The sequence below is a fragment of the Anaerolactibacter massiliensis genome (assembly GCF_900290205.1).
In the GTDB taxonomy this organism is placed as follows: Bacteria; Bacillota_I; Bacilli_A; order Erysipelotrichales; family Erysipelotrichaceae; genus Bulleidia; species Bulleidia intestinalis.
Genome location: NZ_OLMH01000002.1, coordinates 2070828 through 2093477 on the forward strand (window position 1 = coordinate 2070828; position 22650 = coordinate 2093477).

Sequence of the window (22650 nt, forward strand, 5' to 3'; positions counted from 1 at the left end):
GATCAATTCTAGATTGAACATTTGTGTTCTCTGAGTCAGAAAAACAACCCAGGAAATTGCAGTCCTTGGGTTGTTTAGATAGTGATTCCAGAGAGTCAGCATGATCTGCCGGCTTCTGAAATAAAGGGTAACCTCTTATCTCGGCCTCACGATGTATTCCGTGATGAGTCCGTCTTCATTGCAGGTTGCAGCACCGATGCAGGGGATGTGCAGCCCGGCAAGCTCAACATCATATTCCATGAAATTCGGATTCAGCTTTACGATCTTTGCTTCTACGGAGTAAGTTTTAAAGACACCTTCAAATGCATTCTTCACGCCTTCCCGTCCGCTTGCCACAACATCCGGGAACTTCAGCAAGCGTGCGCCGCCGTCAACGAAGGAGCATTCCTCTGCAAAGAGGGAAGCAACCTGATCAGCTTTGCCGGAATTCAGTCCGGCAACATAATTCTCAAGAACTTTGCTGACGTCCATGCTCAGATCTCCATTGCAGTGCGGTAAGCCTTGTAAATCGCCCACTTTGCATCCTTGACTGCTTCGGCATCACCGATCACGCAGACTTTCGGTGCAAGTCCATTTGCATCAAACGGCACATACGGCTTCGATCCAAGAGCGAGCACGACGGTGTCGTATCCCTCAAGCCGGACTTCTTTTCCATCCTTTTCCGCAATGACGCCGCCAGGGATGAATTCCTTGACCTTTGTCTCAGTGCTGATTTCCACTTCCTCATCTTTCAGACGCTTTATGAGTGCATTGCGAACTGTGAGATACAGAGTCGGAGCAACCGCCGGGAGCATGTCAATGATGGTCACTCTGGTGCAGTAGTCGGTTGCAAATTCTGCAGTCTCAACGCCGACTTCCCCGCCTCCGACGATGAGCACGGACTGCTTGAGAACTGGATCACCCTGCAGGACATTGTTTGCAAGCACCACTCCGGTCTCTTTCAGACCAGGGATATTCGGCACAAGCGGTTTTGCTCCGGTTGCCATAATGAGAACGTCAGGCTTCAGTTCTTTGATCATTTCCTCATCAACTTCCGTGTTCCATCTGATCTCGACTCCATTGACCTTGCACTGATGCAGCATGTAGCGGATCTCTCTGGTGAGCGGCTGCTTGAATGGCGGGAACGCACCGATTCTGAGCTGTCCGCCTGCCTTGAGCGCATCGTTCTTCTCAAGCAGGGTTACATGATGTCCGCGGTATGCCGACATCCACGCAGCAGTAAGTCCGGCAGGTCCTGCACCGACGACCACCACATTCTTCGGACTGTCGGTCTTTGTGAGCATGCGGTCTGCGCGGTGGCTGGACTGCGGATTGTACATGCAGCCGACACCCCAGTCGCCCGGCATCAGATTCTCCGGATAATTGAACTCCATGCAGCGCTGCGTGCAGCCGATGCACGGAATGATGTCTTCGATTGCTCCTCCGACGACTTTGTTCGGGAAATCAGGATCCGCAATGGACTGACGGCCGAGGGATACGGCATCGCAGTCTCCGCGGCGAAGAGCGGTCTCAATGGTGAACGGATCATGGAACAGACCGACTGAGAACACCGGGATGCTGACTGCTTCCTTGATTCTCCGCGAGCTGGAGAGGTTCCATCCGGACTGCCATGCGGTAGGCGGGACGATTGTCTCCCAGGTTTCATAGGTTCCTGCGGAAATGTGCAGCGCATCATAGCCGTATTCTTCGAGCATGGAAGCAAACACAACGGTTTCCTCCATCTCAAGACCGCCGATCCGGTTCTCCTTGGAGCTGAGACGCGCTGTCACGACAAAGTCTTCACCGCATGCCTTCTTGATGCCTTCGACAACCAGCTTCATGAAGTAGGCTCTTCCATCCAGACCGCCGCCGAATTCATCGACGCGTTTGTTGGAACGTGGGGAAAGAAACTGGCCGCCCATGTAGCCATGGGAAGCGTGAATCTCAACGCCGTCGAATCCGGCTTTCTTCATCCGGACGGAAGCATCGACATAATGCTGAATCAGGTCATACACTTCCTGCGTGGTGAATTCATGCGGCTGCTCACGGTTGGTAGGGCATGGAACAGAGGAGGGTGCTGCGATCTTCTCTCCGGCCAGCGCCGAAACGGTCTCACGGCCGGCGTGATGCAGCTGAACGAGCGTCTTTGCACCATGCTGATGGATTGCGGAAGCAAGTTTCGTCATGCCAGGGATGCAGTCATCTGTCCAGACCGCCGGTTCGTGAGGCATGCCGACACCGCGTTTTTCGACTGCCGCAATCTCAATGATGATTAGACCGAATCCGCCGGCAGCACGTGCGCCGTAGTAGTCAATGGTGTTCTGATTGACGAATCCCTGCGGGTCAAAGACACCGGAATCCATTGCCGGCATGATCAGACGGTTCTTGACGTCCAGACTGCCGATTCTATAAGGACTGAAAGTAGTAGAAAAACGCATAATAAAAACTCCTCCTTCACCTGCATTTTGTGCAGATTTTCAGAATGTGATTGTGATCACAACCTCTTCTAGGTAAAATATTAAAAGGTTTTCAAATGATTTGATAGAGACGGAATAACCAAATTCACAGGAGGAATTCGTCAGAATGACGAAATGGAAAGAAACCAGAAATCACGTCCGTGAGATAGATGCCTATAAGCTTTTCTTCAATGAACTGATCTACAGTTCGCCAGTTCATCTGGTCAAAGCCGCAGCTCAGTTTTTCGGGATGCCGGTGCTGCTCACGGATGAGGAGTATCAGCTGATCTCCCTGTATCCAGAGGAGAAAATCGGAAATGATATCTATGATGCACTGCTCGAGAACGGTGTTCTTCCGACTCCTCTGATCCAGGAGTATCAGGAAGAATACCTGAATGCTTCCGATCGTGTGTATGATCCGTTTTATGCCGACACCGGTGCTGTTGCGGAATGTCCGCGGATCTTCAGCGAAGTATACAGCGAAAACAGAATCTACGGTCATTTTGCAATCATGATGTTCCAGAATCTGCTTGAAGCCGAAGATCTTGCATGTGCAGTGGTCTTTCAGAAGGCACTTCAGATCGTCATGGCAAGGATGGCGGACCGCAAGCCGTTTGAAAATGATCGGTTGCTGCTGGATCTGCTCGATGAGACTTCCTCCACCTCAGTTAAGGATTTCGCCCGTGAGAAAATCGAAGCGGTCATTCATCCGATTTATGCTCTGCTGGTTTTCCCGCTTGGAGAAGGTGCTTCCTCGCATGCATTTGCAGCAATGCAGAAAAACAGACTCCCAAGCAGGTTCTACGACGCAATCGGGGTGATCTTTGATGACGCTCTGATCGTGCTGTTCGGATCTCTTCATGATCCCGGAGGATTCACCAGTCAGGAAATCACATTCTTCGCAAAAGCCGCAGGGACTCTTTCCCCGGCAGGAAGATGCGGAGTATCCCGTCCATTCTCCAGTCTTGCCGCAATCCGCGATCATTATATTGAAGCAAAGCTTGCATCAGATGTGGAAGGGGAACAGCCTGTGTATTTCAGCAAGCACATGATGGATGCACTTGCTTTTGCAATCCGTCCGGACATTCCTCATTCCATTTTCATTTCTCCGGTTCTTGGAGAAATACAGGCATGGGATAAGAAAAACCATACCGACTTTCTTCATACGCTGAAAACCTACCTGTTCAACCTTAGGGACAAGGATCTTACAGCTTCTCAGCTGGACATTCACCGGAACTCTCTGTTTTACAGACTCGGAAGGATTCAGGAACTCTTCCATCTGGATCTGGATGATACCGAAACTGTTTGCCAGCTGATGCTGGGATTCACCCTGAGTGAGCATGACTGAGCTTCTGACTTCCATACCGTTTCCGATTCTCCGCACCATTGTCCTTTGCAGCATGGATCTCTGGCATGAATTTCAGATTCATTGAGAAAATAAAAAAATTATAGTTTGGATTATTTTCTTACATTCCCCAGGCATGATCCTAAGTGTACTAATGAGTAATAGTGAAATTATAGTGCAAAAATAGTGTAATTTTAGTGGGCTTTTAATGGACTTTTCTGATCTTCTCTGGGATAATCAGTCTGAGGTAAACGCACATGATTAAAGCAGTTCTGACGAATGATTCGCTGAGATATATTACGGAGATTGAGAAAAACAGATATAAAGTTTCGGAAATCAATCTGCCCAGATCTGCTGCCAGCAGACTGCGCAAGAATTCGAAAAAGAAAAGTTCGTATGCATCAAACAGAATTGAGGGCAATCCGCTTTCTGAAGAGCAGGTTGATGAAGTGATCGATAGAGATGAACACAAACATTTTCTGAAACCTGAGCAGGAGGTAAGGAACTATTTCCTTGCGCTGAACTACCTGGAGAAGCAGGCTGAGAAGAAAGAAAAGTTCTCTGAGAAACTGATTCTGGATGTACAGAAACTGGTAGAAAAAGGGGCATCAAAGGAAAAGATCGGTCTTCGCGGGCCGATGCCTCCTGGCGTGCTTTTTGCTGTATATGATTCACAGACAGGCAATCCGGATTACATTCCGCCAGAATATTCTGATGTTCCCAAGCTGCTTGATGAGCTCGTTCAGTATGTGAATACGACGGATGATCATCCGGTGATTGTTGCAGCGATCGTCCATTATCAGCTGGTGACAATTCATCCGTTTGAGGATGGAAACGGGAGAACTGCCCGCCTTCTTTCCGGATATATTCTTGATATTAACGGATATGGATTTAACGGAATCGGCTCACTGGAAGAATATTTTGCGTATGATGTGAATGAATACTATGAATCTATCCAGATGGGATTGCCGGCACTTTACTATTCCGGCAGAGATAATCCGCCTCATCCGGAAATCTGGATCAACTATTTTCTCAGAATGGTTCAGCTATATTCCGATAAGGTCTGCGAGCTTTCAGAAGGATCAAGCAATGAAGCAGTTACAAGCAGTCTTTCTTATCTGAAAGAGAAAGAAAAAGGGCTTCTCCTGTTTCTGCTGACGCACTACAGAAGAGAATTCACTCCGATTGAGGTCAGCAGAGAATTCGGCGTAACAAATAAAACGATCATCAATAGATTATCCACCTTGGTAAAGAATGGGTTTGCAGAACCTGTTCTGGCGAAAGAACGAATCAGATCGTATACGCTCAGCAGTTTTTCGACGGAGCATGAAAAAGAATTAATAGCTGCTCTCAAGAAATAGGGGAGTCCATAGTAGATTGCTGAGACATCAGTTGTTCATTAGCAGGAAAATCGCCAAAGCTATCTGATACATATTTTAGAAAATTGTGATCAGAGAAGATAGAAATTGTATTCTGTAGAGCAATACGAAAGTTGCTATACAAATATATTGGGGATATAGTTCGGTTCAGAAGTTTCTTCCGATTATTAAATTCGAATAGCGGTAGTACGATTGGCTCCCTGCAAGTATTGCATCTGCAACGTTTGCGGGATTGTTTCAAGTATCTGTTTCTATTCCCCAAAATAGAAAAAATTCAAATTTGGGGAAGAGAAAAGTATGGTAAAATCGCTTTCTTGTTGCTCATAAAGCGAAAGAATTGCCTGAACCAACTTACCAGCAAAGTTGGCAACTTGATCATCCTCTTCTTAATTTGATCACTTCTTCAGCAATGATCAAATTGGAGGAATGAAATATGCATAAATTCTCCTGCCAAAATAATTCGGGGGAGTAAACGAAATTGCTTAGCCGCAAGAGCCGACGGCATATCGGCCATGTCGCCGCATATGACGAGAACATCTATCATTTCTTGTTTGCAGAGGAATTATTATTCGATTTCTAGAACCTCTTGGACAATTGTTATACCAAAGATATCTTCAACTTTCTTCATAATGTCTTCTCTTGCTTGTGCAAGTGATTCATAAGAGTACGCTGAAATATTTGTTAAAACAAGTGCGTTTCTGTCATAGACTTGCATTCCATGCATTAAAACGCCTTTTAAGCCTGCTTGCTCGATAAGCCACCCCGTGGAGATTTTGTATTTTCCATTTCCCATGTAAAATGCTTTTAAATGAGGATAACTTGAACGCAATTCTTCTAATTTATTTTGATCGATCATTGCATTTTTAAAAAAGGAACCTGAATTTGGAATAAGGTTTGGATCAGGCAGCTTCCACTTGCGAATATCCATAACAGCATCACGAATCATTTGCGGTGTATATTGGGTAAGTCCCCGTTCTCTCAGAACTTCTTCAACCGGTTTATAAAATGGAGGTCTGGGATTTCCTTTTCTGAGGCGAAGCGTTACGCTGCAGATAATGTAACGGCGCCATGCCTTTCCTCTGAAAATAGACATTCGATAAGAAAACTCACAGTCGTTCTTATCTAATGTTACAAAACAATTTTCAATTGTGTCATATGCCTCAAGTTCAACAAACGTCTGTGAGATATCTTGACCATAAGCCCCAACATTCTGTACAGGAGCAGCGCCAATCGTTCCAGGAATCATTGACATGGCTTCAATTCCTGAAAGGTTATGGCGACAGCTTTCAGCAACAATTTCATCCAGAATATTACCCGCGCCAAACTGAATTGTTACGCTTTCATAATCTTCATTGATTAGCTTAAAGCCTTTAATTTTCATATGAAGGATAATGCCTTCAAAGCCATCATCATTTGCCAGCGTATTGCTTCCTTCTCCCAGGACAAAGGTTTTAAGCTGATGTTCTCTGGCAAAATTCATTACATCAGCGATTTCGCTTTTTTGATTAATTTCGGCAACAAAGGAGGCACTGCCGCCTAATCGCATTGTTAAATAATTCCTCAGTTTTTCGTTTCTTAGTAGTTTCATGGGTCATACGTAGTAAAAATCTGAGAACCATATTATCACGTATGCTCGCATTCAATGAATCAAATGATTCTGATGATTCTTTCTGGAATATATTGTGATTTTCGCAAGGCTTTCCAAAAAATTCCATTATGTTTTTCACAATCTGACGGCGTGATTTTGATCTTTACATTCCGGGCATATGAATTTTATTGCCACTCAAAACCAGTTATGCTGTTAACAGATCTTAAATATGTAAACATATAAGGAGAACCATATGACAAAAATTGTATTTATCACTGGATCGATGCGCAAAAATTCCTTCAACCGCCAGCTTGCCAATGAAATTGCCGGGATGATTGGTTCCCGGGCAGATGTTTCCTTCCTGGACTATGGGGATATTCCGTGGATGAATCAGGATATTGAATTTCCGGCGCCTTCTTCGATCAGCAGGGTTCGCTCCATTCTGCAGGAGGCAGATGGCATCTGGATCTGTTCGCCTGAATACAACGGCACCATTCCGGGTGTCCTGAAGAATCTTCTGGACTGGGTATCCCGGTCGCTTGATCCAAATGATCCGGCAGGACTTTCCGCCGTGGCTGGCAAGAAAGTCACCATCAGCGGTGCCGGAGGCAGAGCAAAAACCGGCTCAGTTCGCAGCCATCTCGCTGATTTGTTAACTTTCATGCGCATGGAAGTCATTGGTAAGGATGGAACTGGTATTGCTGTCGGTGGTGTTGGCTGGAAAACAGATGTTCTCAGCCTGGATAAAGAACAAAAGGCAGAACTAAATGCTCAAGTTGATACCTTTCTGAAAGTCATCAGCGAAAAGTAAATTAAAATCGCAGAAAATGAAGCCGGAGGAGAATGAAGCTTCTTCAGGTCATTTTTGAATTCAGGAATCCATTTTTCCGCCTTATATTAAGTGAAAGAAAAGTATCATCCCGAATCATAAAGCAGTCTTTCAGGAGAAAAATACATGAAATTGATATTCATTGACGTTGACGGGACGCTTCTCGACTATGAAAGCAACCTGCCGGATTCTGCTAGCCAGGCAATCAGAGAGACACAAAAAAAAGGAAATCTGGTTTACATCTGCACCGGAAGATCAGAAGCAGAAGTCTATGATTATATCTGGGAAATCGGCCTAGATGGAATGATCGGTGGGAATGGCTCCTATGTCAAAGATGGAGACGAAGTGCTTCTTGATCAGCATATTTCAGCTGAAGATGAGAGGAAAATTGTAGATTGGCTCCAGGCAAGAAACCTGGAATTCTACCTGGAATCCAATAACGGTCTCTTTGCCTCAGAACACTTTGACGATGAAAACGGGAATCGTGTCATCCGGGAATACGCTTTAAAAAAGGTCCCCTTCGGTGACCACTAGAAACACATTGTGCAGGAGCTGAAATTCCTGCACGTTTTATAATGTAGTTATGCTGGACGAAAAGCTTTATTCTGATTATCCCTTCTATGTCGTATCCAGTTTTTCAGCAAGCCGAATCCGAAAAAACAGCAAGCTCAATCCGATGAGACCGGCATGAGTCCTAGACCGCTTCAGATTGATCTGATTTCTGAACAGGAGGCAGTTTGGTGTTCAGAAATAGATTGGGATCAGAGTGCTTCTGGAAGTATCTTTTGTAAGTTCTGATAGAGATTACGCTTTCTCTCAGGAAGGCTTCCATCAGCGACGCTTCATGACGATAGCTTTTTAGCATAGCGATAGTCTCGGATCTTGCCTCACGCACGATGAGGTTTTTTTTTAACGCTGTCGGCGCTTCCGGAATCAGAGCTTCTTTCTTTTGTTCCGGAGGGCATGCCACCCGGGTTGTCAAAATAGTTCTGAATGATTCTCTGAATAAGCAGCTTCTGATCTGCAGGCGGCTCCAAGTTCAGCCTCAGAAGATCAGTATCGAGATAGCTTGTATCAAAGAACTTCAGCTCAATGCCCTTCTTCAGAAAGGAAAAGTACAGCGTGCAGGCATCCTCCGCATTGTCTTCAAGATCTGACAGCTTACATACCCATAACTGATCTCCGGTATTCATCATGGCAAGAAGCCGGGATACACATGATAGACGCATGGAACGCTCCATACCTTCCATTGGGGCAACCCGGGAATTGGCATGTCCTTTCCGGATCAGCTCCATCCTTTCGGCAGTCAGTTCAAGCCCCTGAAAAACCTCGCCTATCGGAAAAATACGGATGGCTTTTATGTATATGCCAAGGATCGCGATCCTGATGAAGAAGGACAGAGAGAACGCGATCATTCAAAAGACGTTCAGGGCTGTGTCAGTTATATGATGCGATATGCTTCACGGCCGGCAATGGCAGAAAGCCGTATTATCTCCTATAACAAAGAAACCGATGAAGTGGTATGGTTCTATGATGACCACAAGACCGGCAAGAGAATCACCGTTCACGAAACCGGTCTCGATCTTCTCAAGAAGATGATCATCCATATCCAGGATGAAAACTTCAGGACCGTACGATACTATGGCTTTTACAGCCCCAGATCAAAGGACCATCTGGAAAAAATCTATACATGGATCAATCAGAAACGAAATGATGCCAGGACTAAGGAATATCGGAAAAAGCAGCTGACCTCCCGTCTTCATAAGCTTCGTTTCCGTACGATGTGCCTTGATTCTTATAATCGAGATGTTCTCCGCTGCAGATGCGGCGAGATCATGTTATATGCGGAAACTTATAATCCGCTGGAAGGAATATCCAATGACAGACAATACCGAGAAAACTGTATTGATGAAATGCGAGAGATGCGGTTACGAAGAAGAAGTACCGCAGAAAGATCTCGATCTCCTTCGTTCAGTTGATAAAGACCCTGAGCATTGTGAAGACCATCTTCTATGCCCTTTCTGCTTAAGCGACATGTACCGCAAAGATTCTTATCATTTCAGAAATCACAATCACAGCTGACAAAGACAGATCAATCCTGAAGATGTTTTTGTCGTGCCATCTCATTTTATATGACCTTGCGGTCATCTTATTCGTTTTATCAAACCGAATTGAAATTCTTATAAGATAAGATAAGAAAAGGCTGCAGCCCGTTCCATCTGAGGAAACATGCCGCAGCCGCTTTCCGATCTGTTACTTTCCGAGTCCGTACTTCTTGTTGAACTTCTCGACACGGCCCTGAGCCTGTGCGAATCTCTGACGTCCGGTGTAGAACGGATGGCAGTTGGAGCAGGTATCAACCTTGATTTCCTTCAGGGTGGATCCTGTTTCAAATTCAGAACCGCAGCTCGTGCAGATAACCTTGCACTTGTAGTACTTCGGATGGATGTCCTTCTTCATGTTCGTCTTCTCCCTTCATGCCTTAAGCCTCTATGCGTGCTTAAAGAAAGTGCCTTCATAATATAACATACGCAAATCGCCCTCGCAAGGCCGATTTTCCTATTCCGCCATTGCCCGGCAGATCACGCCGCCTAATGCCTTCAGCTTGCCATCGATATTATCGTAGCCCCGGTCAATGTGATACACATCATGAATCTCCGTGACCCCTTCGGCCAGAAGTCCCGCAATCACCAGCGAAGCCCCGCAGCGCAGATCCGTTGCCGTGACCTTGTCTCCGTATAATTTCGAAGGCCCGTGAATCACTGCCATGCCATTGCCGATCTCGATATCAGCACCCATCCGCTGCAGCTCCAGGCAATGCTTGAAGCGCTCCGTATAGATGGTATCCGTCACCTGGCTGACCCCTTCAGCCTGGGTCAGAAGCGGTGTCAATGGCTGCTGCAGATCAGTCGCAAAGCCCGGATACGGCTTCGTCGTCACATCGATGCCATGCAGATGATCCGCATGCCGTACCAGGATGCTGTCGACCCCGATCTCCATATCAACGCCCATTTCCTGAAGCTTCGATGTCAATGCCTCGATATGCTTCGGAATCACATTGCGGATCAGCATCCGATCTGCACACGCAGCCGCCATGATCACAAACGTTCCAGCCTCGATCCGATCCGGAATGATCTCATGGAAACAGCCCCCTAAGGACTTCACGCCATCAATCGTGATGACCCCGGTACCTGCCCCGCGCACATTCGCACCCATCTTGTTGAGCAGCGTTGCCACATCGATGATCTCCGGCTCCTTGGCCGCATTCTCGATGACGGTTCTTCCTTCGGCGTAGACTGCCGCCATCATGATATTGATGGTTGCACCAACCGACGAGATATCCAGGAAGATCTTCGCCCCATGCAGATGATCCGCCCGAATCGTATAGCACCCGCGGTCATACTCCACCGAAGCCCCCAGTGCCTCGAATCCCTTGATATGCAGATCAATCGGCCGCGGCCCCAGGTAGCATCCGCCTGGCATCTTCATGCGCACATAGCCATACTTTCCGAGCAACGCACCCATAAAATAATAAGAAGCCCTGAGTCTGGTCACGACATCCGCATCCAGATCTGTATTCCTCATATGAGAGGGATCGATGATCAGATGATCCTCCTTCTCAATCACATCCACATTCAGAATCCTCAGAATCTCCGAAAGAGACTCCACATCTGCGATCCCCGGCACCCCGACAATCGTTACCGGCCCCTCAGCCAGAACTGCAGCCGGAATCAGCGCCACCGTCGCATTCTTCGATCCTGATACGGTGACTTCACCCTTCAGCCGTCTGCCGCCTTCTATTCTGATAACTTCCTGCATTCAATCCTCCCTGCGGATGATCTCCACCATCTGCCAGGCATCCTCAGCCAATTCATCTGCCTGGCTCTGATCCATCCGGAATCCTGTTTCCCGGCGTGCAATCACCCGCATTCCGGCCCTTTTTCCTGCTTCGATGCCGACCGGACTGTCTTCATACACTGCACATTCCTCCGGCGGTATCCCAAGTGCCTCCGCCGCTTTCAGGTACATTTCCGGGTCAGGCTTGGGATGAACCACATCCTCAGCGCTGATCACCTGGTCAAAGAAATCCCGGATCTCCATCTCCCTAAGAGCCCGGTCCACGGAACTCTTCGGAGAAGAAGAGCAGCAGGCAAGCCTGATTCCGGAATGATGAAGGGCTTCAAACGCCTCCTTCACGCCTGGAAAGCGGATCTTGCGATAATTCACCGGATGAGCCAGGTAATACGCATCCGCAAACTGCCTCAGCTCTGACTCAGTAACCTTTCCTTCCAGCAATTCCGTCATGATCCGATACGTTTCCCGCATCGAAGTGCCGATCACCGCATGCAACGCAGTGTCCGGTCCATGATATCCAAGCTGGCGCATGATTGCAATCGTCTGCTTCATATAAGCCCGCTCGCTGTCGCATAATACGCCATCCATGTCAGAAAGAACTGCCCTGATCATATCGTTACCCGAGGTTTATTCTACTTGATTGAAAAGCACAAAGAAAGCCCCGGCATATCCCGGAGCCTTCAGAAACACCAATGATTTCAGAACTGATTACTCAGCCTTGCCGTCAGAACCGTAAGCCTTGATCAGCTCTTCAGCCTGCTTGATGATTGCCTCGCAGCCCGGCTTCAGCAGCTTACGAGGATCATAGCCCTTGCCCTCATGATCCTTGCCAGCTTCGATATACTCGCGGGTAGCCTTTGCGAACACCAGCTGCAGCTCCGTGTTGATGTTGACCTTGGAAACACCAAGCGTGACAGCCTTGTGAACCTGATCAAACGGAATGCCGGAACCGCCATGGAGAACCAGCGGCTTGCCATTGACAGCCTTGTTGATCTCATCCAGACGCTCGAAGTTCAGACCAGCCCAGTTAGCCGGATAGACACCATGAATATTGCCGATGCCAGCAGCCAGGAAGTCAACACCCAGATCAGCAACCATCTTGCACTCAGCCGGATCAGCCAGCTCGCCGGAAGAAGTAACACCATCTTCAGTTCCGCCGATACCGCCGACTTCGCACTCTACGGAGATTCCCTTGGAATGAGCCAGGGCAATGATTTCCTTGGACTTCTCGATGTTCTCTTCGATGCCGTACTTGGAACCATCGAACATGACAGAAGTGAAGCCTACTTCGATGCACTTCTTAGCGCCTTCATAGGTACCATGATCCAGGTGCAGCGCAACCGGAACCGTGATGCCCATTGCATCGTGCAGGTCCTTGACCAGATCAGCGACGACCTTGAAGCCGCCCATGTACTTGCCGGCACCCTCGGAGCACTGAATGATAACCGGAGACTTCATCTCCTGTGCAGCAGTCAGAATGCACTTCGTCCATTCCAGATTGTTGGTGTTGAAAGCCGGGATCGCATAATGCCCTTCATGAGCCTTATTGATCATTTCTGTTGCAGATACCATTACCATATTGCAATAAACTCCTCCTGTAATTGCATCCATATTCTAGTCTATTTTCGCATGCTTGAAAAGCATTTCAATTCACCCTCGAACACAGAAAAGAGGCTGAACCATCAGCCTCTCAGTATGATTCGAACCCATTCGGGATATCGAGCGTCTCATCCTCTGCATTCTCTTCAGCTTCATCATCGGAATCATCTTCCAGATCAGCCGTGTCAGAATTGACTTCCTCGAACTTCCGGCGGCTTCTCAGATCCCATTTGTTCCCTTTCAGAGCCGCAAACCGCCGATCCTCGATCAGCTCATTGTAAAACTGCCGCTTCTTCCTGGTCAGCTGCTCTTCCGGAATATGCATCACTTCCGCAACCTCAGCCCAGAGACGTGCAAACTCCACTTCCGTCTTGCGCTGCGACATGCATCTGTATGCCGCATCAGTCATTGTTTCCTTTCCTGCTGTAGTCATACCTGAATTTTCTCCTGTTTATGATATTGTCCCTCTCCGGGATCTTTGATGAGACCTATTTATAGCACGGTTTCCCGGCTTGTCAATCCATGTTCTGCTTTCCTGCATGCAAGTCGTCTTCTGAAGGAGAAATCTCCCAGACCAGCCGCTGATATACCACCGGCTCTCCATCCGACAGAATCCGGTACACCGCTTCCCAGACTTCTTCGCTGCAGCTGGAACGCTCCAGGGAAGTTTCCAGATACATCTCCCCATACGGACTCGTGACTTTTGCCATGCCCGGCTTTCCTTCCAGCAGTTCCGTCTCGCTTGAGACATCCGCCATCCGCTTCAGCACGATTCTTCCTTCTTCAAACAGAATTTCATTCTTCGCAGAAGGATTCTCTTTCTCCAGATACATCAGCCGGCTTCCGGACAGAATTCCATTGCCATCTGCGATCACCGAAGACCGGTTCTCCAGCAGATCATACTGCGTGAACTTCACATGCACTCTCATCTCAGCCATCATTATAGACAGAAGAAAAGAACCCGGAACATTCATTTCCAGGTTTCTGCATACCATGTTTCATCAGAATCCGAGTTCTTTCGGAAAATAGATCCGATCATCGCTTCTCTGCGGACCATGCACGAGACTATAGACAATGTTCGAAGCTCTTGAAAGCTCAAGAATCTCGCCGCCATGCATGCGTACCCAGATCGCATTGCCCGCATCGCCGGCATAAGGCACATACGGGCGCTGTCCTACTTCATCCTTGCAGAGATAGTACCGCGGATCATAGCCAAGTGCTTTCTCCTTTGCGCGTACCTTGCGGATATTGGAAGGAGAAGCCTCCATGAAGTCAAACAGACCGCGGTTCAATAACCGCTTTGACAGATCTGACAGAATCGGATCTCTTGCCTTCGTCAGCTTCTCAAACGCATACGCACACGAATACTCATCCAGGGAAAAATATTCTTCCAGCGAAAGCTTCTTCCCGCTGATCAGCGTATCAAGCTGCGGAATCGTCTTCGGCATCTTGCCTTGGGCATGAAGGTCTCTCATCCTGCGGAACAAGCTGTCCAGCATATTCTCATAGCTCCTTGCTGTCGGATGATAATAAACCTGCCAGTACATGTGATAGCGGGCCATGATGTAATTCTCTACCGCATACGTTCCGCTTTCCTTCACGACAATGCGGTCATCTGCTACTCGCAGAATCCGCAGCAGCCGTTCCAGATCAAACTCGCCATACTTTGTGCCCGTGAAATACGCATCTCTCAATAGATAATCCATGCGGTCCGCATCCAGCTGCGCACTCACCATCTGCGGCAGCAGCGGATTGGAAGACTGATGCCGGATCACATCCGCAACATCCTTTGACAGTCCTGCCGCCGCATGTTCCAGGATTCCCGAGATTTCCGGATCTTCTTCTACAACCCGGCACGAATACAATTCATGATTCTCTCCGGAAATCCGTTCAAATGCATGCGAATACGGTCCATGCCCGATATCATGCAGCAATCCTGCAAGCATGACCGTGACTTTCTCACGCTCATTCAGCGCCTTTGAGATATCCGGAACCTCCGTGACCATGCGCCGCACCAGCTCATACACGCCAAGCGAATGCCCGAAGCGGGTATGATCTGCAGTATGGTAGACCATAAACGCCCCGCCAAGCTGCCGGATTCTGCGCATCCGCTGGAACCAGGCAGAATTGATGCACTGCCATACCACCTGATAATCCACATGAATATAGCCATGGATCGGATCTCTCAGCACCTTGACTTCATCTGTCTTCTCAAACATGCTGATCCTCTTCCAGCAGCACCACCGCCTGCGCACAGACCCCTTCGCCTCTGCCCACGAAGCCGAGTCCTTCTCCGCGCGTTGCCTTCACGCTGATCTGATCGATCGGGCAGTCCAGTGCCAGGGCAAAATTCTCTCTCATCTTCTGAATATGCGGAGCCATCTTCGGCTTCTCAATCAGAACCAGGCAATCCGCATTGCCCATATGGTACCCTTTCTCCTTCATCATCCTCGCTACTTCTTTCAGAATGATCTGGGAATTCACACCCTCCCACTTCGGGTCGGTATCCGGAAACCACTTTCCTAAATCTCCCAATGCCAGTGCTCCGAGAATCGCTTCTGCCAATGCATGGGTCAGCGCATCTGCATCACTATGCCCTACCAGTCCTTTCTCATATGGAATTTCCACCCCGCCAAGCACCAGCTTCCTGCCTTCTGCCAGCCGGTGAATATCCGTTGATTGTCCGATCCGCATCATAACTTCAGTCTCCTTGCCATCATCATACCGCATCCTGGTTCTCTTCCTCTAAAAGAACTCATGGAAACGTTTCCGAAGAATGGTAAAATATATGCATGAAGAAAGCCTTTCCGCTGCCATCCTATGTCCGCAAGGCATTGCGAGCCCTGAATGACGCAGGCTACGAAGCTTATGTCGTCGGCGGGGCTGTGCGTTCCTGGCTGCTTGGCACCGAAATTCATGACTATGACCTCACAACTTCTGCTCTGCCCGAAGAGATGGAGCAGGTTTTTCACGAGCAGAAAATCGTCGAAACCGGAATCAAGCACGGAACCATCACCGTCCTCTTCGGCAGAAAGCCAGTGGAAATCACGACCTACCGCACGGAAACAGGGTACCAGGATCACCGTCATCCTGATCAGGTAGCCTTCACCCGCTCCCTGAAAGAAGACTGCGCCCGCAGGGACTTCACGATCAACGCTCTGTGCTATGGTCTCAAAGACGGCCTCATCGACTTTTACGGCGGCAGAGAAGACCTGCAGAACTTCCTGATCAGAACCGTCGGGGATCCCGAACAGCGCTTTGAAGAAGATGCCTTACGCGTATTACGAGCACTCCGATTCGCAGCTCAGCTCGGCTTTGAAATCGAACCCGAAACCAGAGAAGCCCTGAAGAAGCACTTCCCGGATATCCATTACGTTTCCATCGAACGCGTTTCTTCAGAACTGGAAAAGATCATGGCCGCTCCTTATGCGCGCAGTGTCCTCCAGGACTATCTGCCCCAGTTCCTGCAGCTGTTTCCGGAACTGCAGGAATACGATGACGACACCTGGAATGCCATCATGGAATCCATCTCCCGCTCTCCATCTGACAGCGTCATCCGCATGGCCCTGCTGATGGATCCGCTGAAAGACCCGGAACGCGCAGACTCCATCCTGGTCCGTCTGAAATTCTCCAACAGCTACCGCAATCAGATCTGCAGCCTGCTGCGCTGCAACGATATGCCGATGAATACCCGCATCGATCTGCGCTGGCTCTTAAGCAGACTGACCGTCAGCTTCGATACCTATCTCTCCTTCCGCTGTGCCAGAGATCCTGGGCTTGATCGCAGAGCCCTCTCTTCCTTGTATGCGAGCATGATTCATGACCATGACTGCTTCAGCATCAAGCAGCTCGAAGTAAACGGCAGAGACATGCAGACACTGGGACTTCGCGGCGAAGCAATCTCGATCGGTCTCAACACGCTGCTCAAGGAAGTCATCGAAGACGAGATACCGAACGAAAAAACCGCCCTCATGGAGCGGCTGAAAGAACTCAAAGGATGAACAGAAAAGGGGAGCGATCCCCTTTTCTGTCTGTGTCTGCATGTTTTCAGAGCTTGCGGAAGTCCTCGACATTCAGCACGAATATCGTAGCCCCGCCCACCTGGACTTCTACCGGGAAGGACGCATAGCGGCCGATATCATAGCTTGCGGTCGACGGAACAATTTCCGTGCGACGCTTGGATTCATTGCCGATGATCTCAATGCAGTGATCTACTTTATCGTCTTCCGTTCCGACAATCATCGTCGTATTGCCCGCTCTCAGGAAACCGCCGGTCGTCGCAAGACGCGTAACCGAGTAATTTTCCTTGGTCAGCGCTGCAGAAACACTGGACGCATCATCATTAGACACAATCGCAAGAATCAGTTTCATAGGATTACTCCTCCTGCTCTATCTGATTACATTTTAACAAATCAGACATTGAAGCGGAAGAATACAATATCACCATCCTGCATAAGATAATCCTTGCCCTCAAGCCGGATCTTCCCATGTTCCTTCAGGGAAGTCTCATTCTTGTATTCCATCAGGTCCTCATAGCTGTAGATCTCAGCCCGGATGAATCCCTTCTCGAAATCTGAATGAATGATGCCCGCACACTGCGGAGCCTTCATGCCCTGCCGGAACGTCCAGGCCCTGCACTCTGGTTCTCCGACCGTGAAGAACGTACGCAGACCAAGCAGATGATATGCAGCCTTGATGATCTGGTCCAGACCGGAAGTCTGAATGCCCAGATCTTCGAGGAATGCTTTCTTCTCATCTTTCTCCATGCCGGAAAGCTCTTCCTCCATCCTGGCACAGATTGCGATGCACTCGCTGCCCTCGCTGTCTGCCAGTTTCTTCACGCTCTGAAAATAGGCATTCTGCTCTGGCTGGCTGACTTCTTCATCACTCATGTTCGCCACATAGATCACCGGCTTAGCCGTCAGGAGAGAATAATTCTTCAGATACTCCTTATCCTTGTCACTCAGTTCAATCAGACGCACTGGCGTACCTGCAGTCAGCGCTTCCTTCAGCTTCTGCAGTGTCTCATTCTCCTGCACTGCATCTTTTTCCTTCGTCTGTGCCTTGCGGATCACCTTGGCAAGCCGGTTCTCCACCGTATCCAGATCGGCAATGCAAAGCTCCAGATTGATTTCTTCGATATCCCTGACCGGATCCACCGAACCTTCCACATGCTCGATATCCGGATCATCAAAACATCTTACGACATGGATGATCGCATCCGTCTGACGGATATTCGCAAGAAACTGGTTGCCAAGACCTTCTCCCTTGGAAGCACCCTTGACAAGACCAGCAATATCCGTGAACTCAAACGTCGTGTTGATAACCTTCTTCGGATGGAAGAGCTTGACGATCTCATCCATTCTCTCATCCGGGACCTCCACGACGCCGACATTCGGATTAATCGTCGCAAACGGATAATTCTCAGCCAGAACCTGGCTGTTCGTGATGGCGTTGAACAATGTGGACTTGCCTACATTCGGCAGCCCGACAATTCCTGCTGTTAATGACATGGCTTTCTTTTTATGAATCCCTTCTGTTTTCCGAACAGAAGTATACTCTACCAGTCCGGAATTCTCAATTTTCTTCCGGCTTTTCCGCCTTTTCGACAACCCGCTTCAGCTTGCGCTCGAACTCATGCCGCGGGAACATGATAACCGCTCCGCATCCCTGGCATTTGATCTTGATATCCGCACCCATGCGGATCACTTTCCAGTACTTGCTCTTATGGCAGGGATGTTCCTTCTTCATCTCAACAATATCATTCAGATCATAATCCACCGGATTCATTCACAGCCTCCCGATATGCCTTCATGGTATTCTCCAGCAGCATCGTGATGGTCATCGGCCCGACCCCCTTCGGCACCGGCGTAATCGCAGCACAGAGATCCTTCACATCTTCGAAATCCACATCGCCAGTCAGACGTCCATCCGCCAGGCGGTTGATGCCGACATCAATCACGTACGCTCCCTCTTTCACATATTCGTGATTGAAGAAACGCGGTTTTCCTACTGCTGCAATCAGTATATCTGCATTTCTGCAGATTTCCTTCAGATTTTTCGTATGAGAATGGCAGATCGTCACCGTCGCATTCGCATTCAGCAGAAGCCTTGCCGCAGGCTCTCCGACCAGCTTCGATCTTCCGACCACCACTGCATTCTTTCCATCGCAATCACACCCCATCCGCTTCAAGAGTTCCATGATGCCAAGCGGCGTACAAGGCGCAAACGCTGGAATCCCGAGATGCACCTTGCCGAAATTCAGCGGATGCAGTCCATCCACATCCTTATGCGGAGAAATCTGCTCAATCGCATGATTCTCATCCAGCCCAGCCGGCAATGGCAGCTGCAGCAGAATACCGTCAATCTCCGCATTCTCATTGCATTGATGAATCAGATCTTCCAGTTCCTTCTGGCTGACTGATCCATCCAGATGAAATGTCTCTTCCAGAATCCCGGCTGCTTCACACGCCTTGGCCTTGCCTTTCACATAAGAAAGAGAAGCCGGATTATCTCCGGCCAGAATCACTGCAAGCTTCGGAATCCGCTTCCCTTCCTGCTTCAGATGTTCGGCTTCCAGGCGCAGCTCTTCCCTGAGCTCTGATGAGACTTCACTTCCGTAGATGATCTTTCCCATGTGCGCATCCCCCTTTCAGTTCATGACTGTCCAGCACGATCGTGATCGGCCCGTCATTCAGAAGCCGCACCTTCATGTCAGCCGCAAAAATACCCTCTTCTACCTGATATCCATAAGAACGAAGCACTTCATTAAAATGCAGATACAGCTTCTTCGCATGTTCCGGCTTTCCGGCTTTATCAAAACTCGGACGATTGCCCTTTGCACAATCCGCAAACAACGTGAACTGCGAAATCGACAGAATCGCTCCTCCTACCTGAGCAAGCGAAAGATTCATCTTTCCATTCTCATCATCGAAGATCCGCATCCTGGCAACCTTGTCCGCCACCTTCTGCACGACCTCCTCCGTATCAGAATCCTCAATCCCTGTTAACAGCAGAAACCCTTTCCCGATCGCTCCATGAACCTCTCCGTCAATCGTTACTGACGCCTCGCTGACTCTCTGAATAACCACTTTCATATATGCGGCAAGTATATCAAAAAAGAGACCTGCAGAATCTGTCTTTTCTCTAAAAAACATGAATTTTCAGAAAAAATCACTGCTTTTCTGAAATTTTTTCGAACATTTTTAACATGAACAAAATGATGAGTTCCTGTCACAGCAAAAAACTGGCATCTCCAGACCCATCACAATCCAGTCTCTGCCAGCATCTTGATTCCAGCTTCGTAATTGCCCGCTGTGCTCCTTTCGGGATCTGCCGCACAGCGTCCTGTTCCAGACAGATCTTACCCGGCAAAGGAATCCAGCACTTCTCTTGCAAACTGCCTTGCTTTTTCCAGTTCTGCCTCATCCGGCATTCCTTTATTCATCCACAGGAACTTTCCCTTCAGCAGCAGATGCTTCGGATATACCGTAATATGCTTATGCTCAAGAAGATTCACTGCCAGTTCCGTGCGGTCTCTTCCCGTCGCGCTTGTGCTGAACAGAGCAGCACCGCGGATCTTTCCCGCCGGAAGATTATCCAGATAATCCATGACCGACGCATCCGGCCTTCCGGCATAGACTCCCATCCCGATAAACAAGAGATCCGTATCGCCAAGCTGTGATGGCTCATTGATATCGATTGCCTTCACTCCGCATGCTTGTGCAATTGCTTCAGCGACTTTTCTCGTATTTCCTTTTCTTGACTGATAAATCACATTCACAGATGTCATCCGAACCCTCCTACTTCTGCGCAAACAGATTATTCAGACCGCTGTTCAGGATCGCCAGCAGAATCCCCGCCAGCAATGCCGACCCGAACGAAGCAATATGAGAACCCGAAGACAGTGCAAACGCAGCCTCAAGCACTACCGCATTGATCACCATCGAGAAAAGTCCGAAAGTCAGTATCGTAATCGGAGCCGACAGAATCTTCAATAAAGGCTTCAGCGTCATATTCAGCAGCGTCACCAGCAATGCTGTTGCCAGCAGCGCTCCGCCATCTCCGAACGAGATGCTGTCCATCAGCATATCTATAACCCATAGGGACAGACCATTCACGACCCATCCGCGCAGGAATTTCTTCATGTTCAGTTTACCATGTCCTTTCTCATATACTTCATCTCACGGAAAAGATTCACCGAAAATTCACTTATTCCTTCGGCGGCGTCAGCGCCTGAAAGAAACGAATCATCGGTTTCAGAAGAAGAAGCATCAGAAGAACCCCGATACAGAAGAAATCAAACTTTGAAAGCTTCTTCACGCTGCTTTCCGCACTCGCACTCTCTTCCTGAACTGCCGTGACTTCCTTGTTCATCTCTGCCGTGCCGATTTCGCTGCCATTCAGAGAAAACACCACCTGAGCACTGATCTCATCCGGATTCCCGGAATCCTCATTCTTAACGACGATCTCCGCCGAGAGACCGCTGGCATCCGTATCACGTGAAAGCAGGATGCTGAATCCGGAATCCACTGAAAACGTCACATCATAGACATGCTTCCCATTCTGCTGAACCTCTACCGTCTTCGTGCCGATCTGGTCTGCCGAAACCGTTACGGTCTGGAACTTCGAGAATCCATATTCCAGCAATGCCGAGATATCCGCATACGCACTCGCACTGTCCGCTTCTTCCAGCACCACGGCAATCAGATTCGTTTTGCCTCTTGAAGCAGAGACCACCATGCTGTAGCCCGCACTGTCTGTCCCGGCAATTCTTCCGCCCGTCACTTCTTCGTTATAATTGCTGTCACTGCTCTTCAGAAATCCGCAGTCATTGACAATTGTTCTCGAAGAAGACTGCACATTCGTAGCCGGAATCGTATACGAAGCAGCTCCGAAGATTGCCGAGAACGTATCATTGTCTCTTGCCTTCCTTACTAGTAAGGCAATATCTTCTGCCGTCGATGTCTGCGTTCCATCCGAAGTCCCGAAGACATTCGAGAATACCGTTCCGCTCATTCCGAGATCCGATGCTGTCTGATTCATCAGATTCACAAACGTATCCTGATCCCCGCTCACCCCTTCTGCAATCATGGCAGTCGTATCATTTGCGCTTGTAAGCATCGATGCATATTCCGCGCTCTCTGCCCTCAGTGTCTCGCCGCGATTGATCCAGAGCACGCCGGTATCGTGCGAATACGTATCAAACGCAGTATCCGACATCGTCAGTTCCTGGTCACTCGATAAGTTCGTGACGCCCAGATACACACTCATGATTTTCACGAGACTTCCCGGATCTGCACTCTCAGACGAACTCTTGTCAAACAGTACCGTGCCGCTGTCTTCATCGATCAGAATTGCTTTGGAAGCAGAAACTGACACTGCGCTCTGTTCTTCAGAAGAAGCAGACGGAGAAGGCGAAGCATTCTCTCCCTCCGCACTGACCGGAACCAGAAGCAGAAAGAAACACAGAATGGATAAAGCAATCTTCTTGTACATGGCATTATTCTACAACAAAAGCGGAACGATGCCTTCCTGCGCGAAAAATCGCCGCATGCAATCATCAGAAGCATCCAGGTCCGCAGAAAACGGAGGCAGGCACTGCAACCAGAACGGAGGGA

Annotated in this window: 26 protein-coding genes; 6 read left to right on the plus strand and 20 right to left on the minus strand. The window is 48.7% G+C overall.

The genetic code is table 11. The annotated features are described in order from the left end of the window. Positions 1 to 135: 135 nt before the first annotated feature. Both C7E00_RS13395 and C7E00_RS13400 read right to left on the minus strand, forming a co-directional pair. Positions 136 to 471, minus strand: a complete 336-nt coding sequence (locus tag C7E00_RS13395; RefSeq protein WP_105304735.1) for a Cif family virulence factor — start codon at positions 469 to 471, stop codon at positions 136 to 138. A gap of 2 nt (positions 472 to 473) precedes the next feature. Continuing rightward, complete coding sequence (locus tag C7E00_RS13400) at positions 474 to 2417, minus strand: NAD(P)/FAD-dependent oxidoreductase (RefSeq protein WP_105304736.1); 1944 nt, start codon at positions 2415 to 2417, stop codon at positions 474 to 476. 145 nt (positions 2418 to 2562) lie between these two features. On the opposite strand from C7E00_RS13400, the gene C7E00_RS13405 reads away from it, so the two are divergent. Continuing rightward, positions 2563 to 3783, plus strand: a complete 1221-nt coding sequence (locus C7E00_RS13405; protein WP_105304737.1) for a PucR family transcriptional regulator — start codon at positions 2563 to 2565, stop codon at positions 3781 to 3783. A 254-nt stretch (positions 3784 to 4037) separates the two neighbouring features. After that, complete coding sequence (locus tag C7E00_RS13410; protein WP_105304738.1) at positions 4038 to 5141, plus strand: Fic family protein; 1104 nt, start codon at positions 4038 to 4040, stop codon at positions 5139 to 5141. A gap of 583 nt (positions 5142 to 5724) precedes the next feature. Here the strand turns inward: C7E00_RS13410 and murB are convergent. Next, positions 5725 to 6747, minus strand: coding sequence for a UDP-N-acetylmuramate dehydrogenase (gene murB, locus C7E00_RS13420; protein WP_105304740.1), 1023 nt, complete (start codon positions 6745 to 6747; stop codon positions 5725 to 5727). Positions 6748 to 7000: 253 nt separating this feature from the next. Here murB and C7E00_RS13425 point away from each other — a divergent pair, with 253 nt between their 5' ends. After that, the gene (locus C7E00_RS13425; RefSeq protein WP_105304741.1) at positions 7001 to 7558 is read left to right on the plus strand and encodes an NADPH-dependent FMN reductase; all 558 of its coding nucleotides are present in this window, start codon (positions 7001 to 7003) and stop codon (positions 7556 to 7558) included. 144 nt (positions 7559 to 7702) lie between these two features. Beyond that, entirely contained in the window at positions 7703 to 8110 is a 408-nt protein-coding gene (locus tag C7E00_RS13430; protein ID WP_105304742.1) for an HAD-IIB family hydrolase, read from the plus strand. A 353-nt stretch (positions 8111 to 8463) separates the two neighbouring features. On the opposite strand, the gene C7E00_RS13435 is transcribed toward C7E00_RS13430, so the two are convergent. Beyond that, positions 8464 to 8805: a recombinase family protein gene (locus tag C7E00_RS13435; RefSeq protein WP_135358234.1), complete on the minus strand. Its 342-nt coding sequence runs from the start codon at positions 8803 to 8805 to the stop codon at positions 8464 to 8466. Between the two features lie 42 nt (positions 8806 to 8847). Here C7E00_RS13435 and C7E00_RS13440 point away from each other — a divergent pair, with 42 nt between their 5' ends. After that, positions 8848 to 9555, plus strand: coding sequence for a transposase (locus tag C7E00_RS13440; RefSeq protein WP_105304744.1), 708 nt, complete (start codon positions 8848 to 8850; stop codon positions 9553 to 9555). A 274-nt stretch (positions 9556 to 9829) separates the two neighbouring features. On the opposite strand, the gene rpmE is transcribed toward C7E00_RS13440, so the two are convergent. The 8 genes from rpmE to ispF all read right to left on the minus strand — a co-directional run bounded on the left by rpmE (position 9830) and on the right by ispF (position 15727). Continuing rightward, positions 9830 to 10036 (minus strand): 50S ribosomal protein L31, encoded by a 207-nt coding sequence (gene rpmE / locus C7E00_RS13450; RefSeq protein WP_105304746.1) that lies wholly within the window; start codon positions 10034 to 10036, stop codon positions 9830 to 9832. 99 nt (positions 10037 to 10135) lie between these two features. Continuing rightward, a complete protein-coding gene (locus C7E00_RS13455) occupies positions 10136 to 11395 on the minus strand; it encodes a UDP-N-acetylglucosamine 1-carboxyvinyltransferase (protein WP_105304747.1) in 1260 nt (419 codons plus the stop codon). After that, positions 11396 to 12043, minus strand: coding sequence for an HAD family hydrolase (locus tag C7E00_RS13460; RefSeq protein ID WP_105304748.1), 648 nt, complete (start codon positions 12041 to 12043; stop codon positions 11396 to 11398). 96 nt (positions 12044 to 12139) lie between these two features. Then, a complete protein-coding gene (gene fba / locus C7E00_RS13465; protein ID WP_105304749.1) occupies positions 12140 to 13009 on the minus strand; it encodes a class II fructose-1,6-bisphosphate aldolase in 870 nt (289 codons plus the stop codon). A gap of 112 nt (positions 13010 to 13121) precedes the next feature. Beyond that, positions 13122 to 13463, minus strand: a complete 342-nt coding sequence (rpoE, locus tag C7E00_RS13470; RefSeq protein ID WP_105304750.1) for a DNA-directed RNA polymerase subunit delta — start codon at positions 13461 to 13463, stop codon at positions 13122 to 13124. Between the two features lie 82 nt (positions 13464 to 13545). Continuing rightward, positions 13546 to 13959, minus strand: a complete 414-nt coding sequence (locus tag C7E00_RS13475; protein WP_167836607.1) for a DUF1934 family protein — start codon at positions 13957 to 13959, stop codon at positions 13546 to 13548. Positions 13960 to 14031: 72 nt separating this feature from the next. Then, complete coding sequence (locus C7E00_RS13480; protein WP_105304752.1) at positions 14032 to 15249, minus strand: HD domain-containing protein; 1218 nt, start codon at positions 15247 to 15249, stop codon at positions 14032 to 14034. Further along, positions 15242 to 15727, minus strand: coding sequence for a 2-C-methyl-D-erythritol 2,4-cyclodiphosphate synthase (ispF, locus tag C7E00_RS13485; RefSeq protein ID WP_105304970.1), 486 nt, complete (start codon positions 15725 to 15727; stop codon positions 15242 to 15244). The genes C7E00_RS13480 and ispF overlap by 8 nt, the downstream gene beginning before the upstream one ends. 95 nt (positions 15728 to 15822) lie before the next feature. Here ispF and C7E00_RS13490 point away from each other — a divergent pair, with 95 nt between their 5' ends. Beyond that, complete coding sequence (locus C7E00_RS13490; protein ID WP_105304753.1) at positions 15823 to 17031, plus strand: CCA tRNA nucleotidyltransferase; 1209 nt, start codon at positions 15823 to 15825, stop codon at positions 17029 to 17031. Positions 17032 to 17077: 46 nt separating this feature from the next. On the opposite strand, the gene C7E00_RS13495 is transcribed toward C7E00_RS13490, so the two are convergent. The 8 genes from C7E00_RS13495 to C7E00_RS13530 all read right to left on the minus strand — a co-directional run bounded on the left by C7E00_RS13495 (position 17078) and on the right by C7E00_RS13530 (position 22528). Beyond that, complete coding sequence (locus C7E00_RS13495) at positions 17078 to 17401, minus strand: cyclic-di-AMP receptor (RefSeq protein ID WP_105304754.1); 324 nt, start codon at positions 17399 to 17401, stop codon at positions 17078 to 17080. 41 nt (positions 17402 to 17442) lie between these two features. Next, positions 17443 to 18543, minus strand: coding sequence for a redox-regulated ATPase YchF (gene ychF, locus C7E00_RS13500; protein WP_105304755.1), 1101 nt, complete (start codon positions 18541 to 18543; stop codon positions 17443 to 17445). Between the two features lie 64 nt (positions 18544 to 18607). Next, positions 18608 to 18820 (minus strand): DUF951 domain-containing protein, encoded by a 213-nt coding sequence (locus C7E00_RS13505; protein ID WP_105304756.1) that lies wholly within the window; start codon positions 18818 to 18820, stop codon positions 18608 to 18610. Beyond that, positions 18801 to 19667 carry a bifunctional methylenetetrahydrofolate dehydrogenase/methenyltetrahydrofolate cyclohydrolase FolD gene (gene folD / locus C7E00_RS13510; RefSeq protein WP_105304757.1) on the minus strand — a complete coding sequence of 289 codons (867 nt, stop codon included), beginning with the start codon at positions 19665 to 19667 and terminating at the stop codon, positions 18801 to 18803. Before folD ends, C7E00_RS13505 begins: the two co-directional genes overlap by 20 nt. Continuing rightward, a complete protein-coding gene (dtd, locus tag C7E00_RS13515) occupies positions 19642 to 20127 on the minus strand; it encodes a D-aminoacyl-tRNA deacylase (protein ID WP_105304971.1) in 486 nt (161 codons plus the stop codon). Before dtd ends, folD begins: the two co-directional genes overlap by 26 nt. Positions 20128 to 20393: 266 nt before the next feature. Beyond that, on the minus strand, positions 20394 to 20822 hold the full coding sequence (locus tag C7E00_RS13520; RefSeq protein ID WP_105304758.1) for a flavodoxin family protein: 429 nt from the start codon (positions 20820 to 20822) through the stop codon (positions 20394 to 20396). Between the two features lie 10 nt (positions 20823 to 20832). Then, positions 20833 to 21177 (minus strand): phage holin family protein, encoded by a 345-nt coding sequence (locus tag C7E00_RS13525; RefSeq protein WP_105304759.1) that lies wholly within the window; start codon positions 21175 to 21177, stop codon positions 20833 to 20835. A 64-nt stretch (positions 21178 to 21241) separates the two neighbouring features. Next, complete coding sequence (locus C7E00_RS13530) at positions 21242 to 22528, minus strand: D-alanyl-D-alanine carboxypeptidase family protein (RefSeq protein WP_105304760.1); 1287 nt, start codon at positions 22526 to 22528, stop codon at positions 21242 to 21244. Positions 22529 to 22650 lie beyond the last annotated feature (122 nt).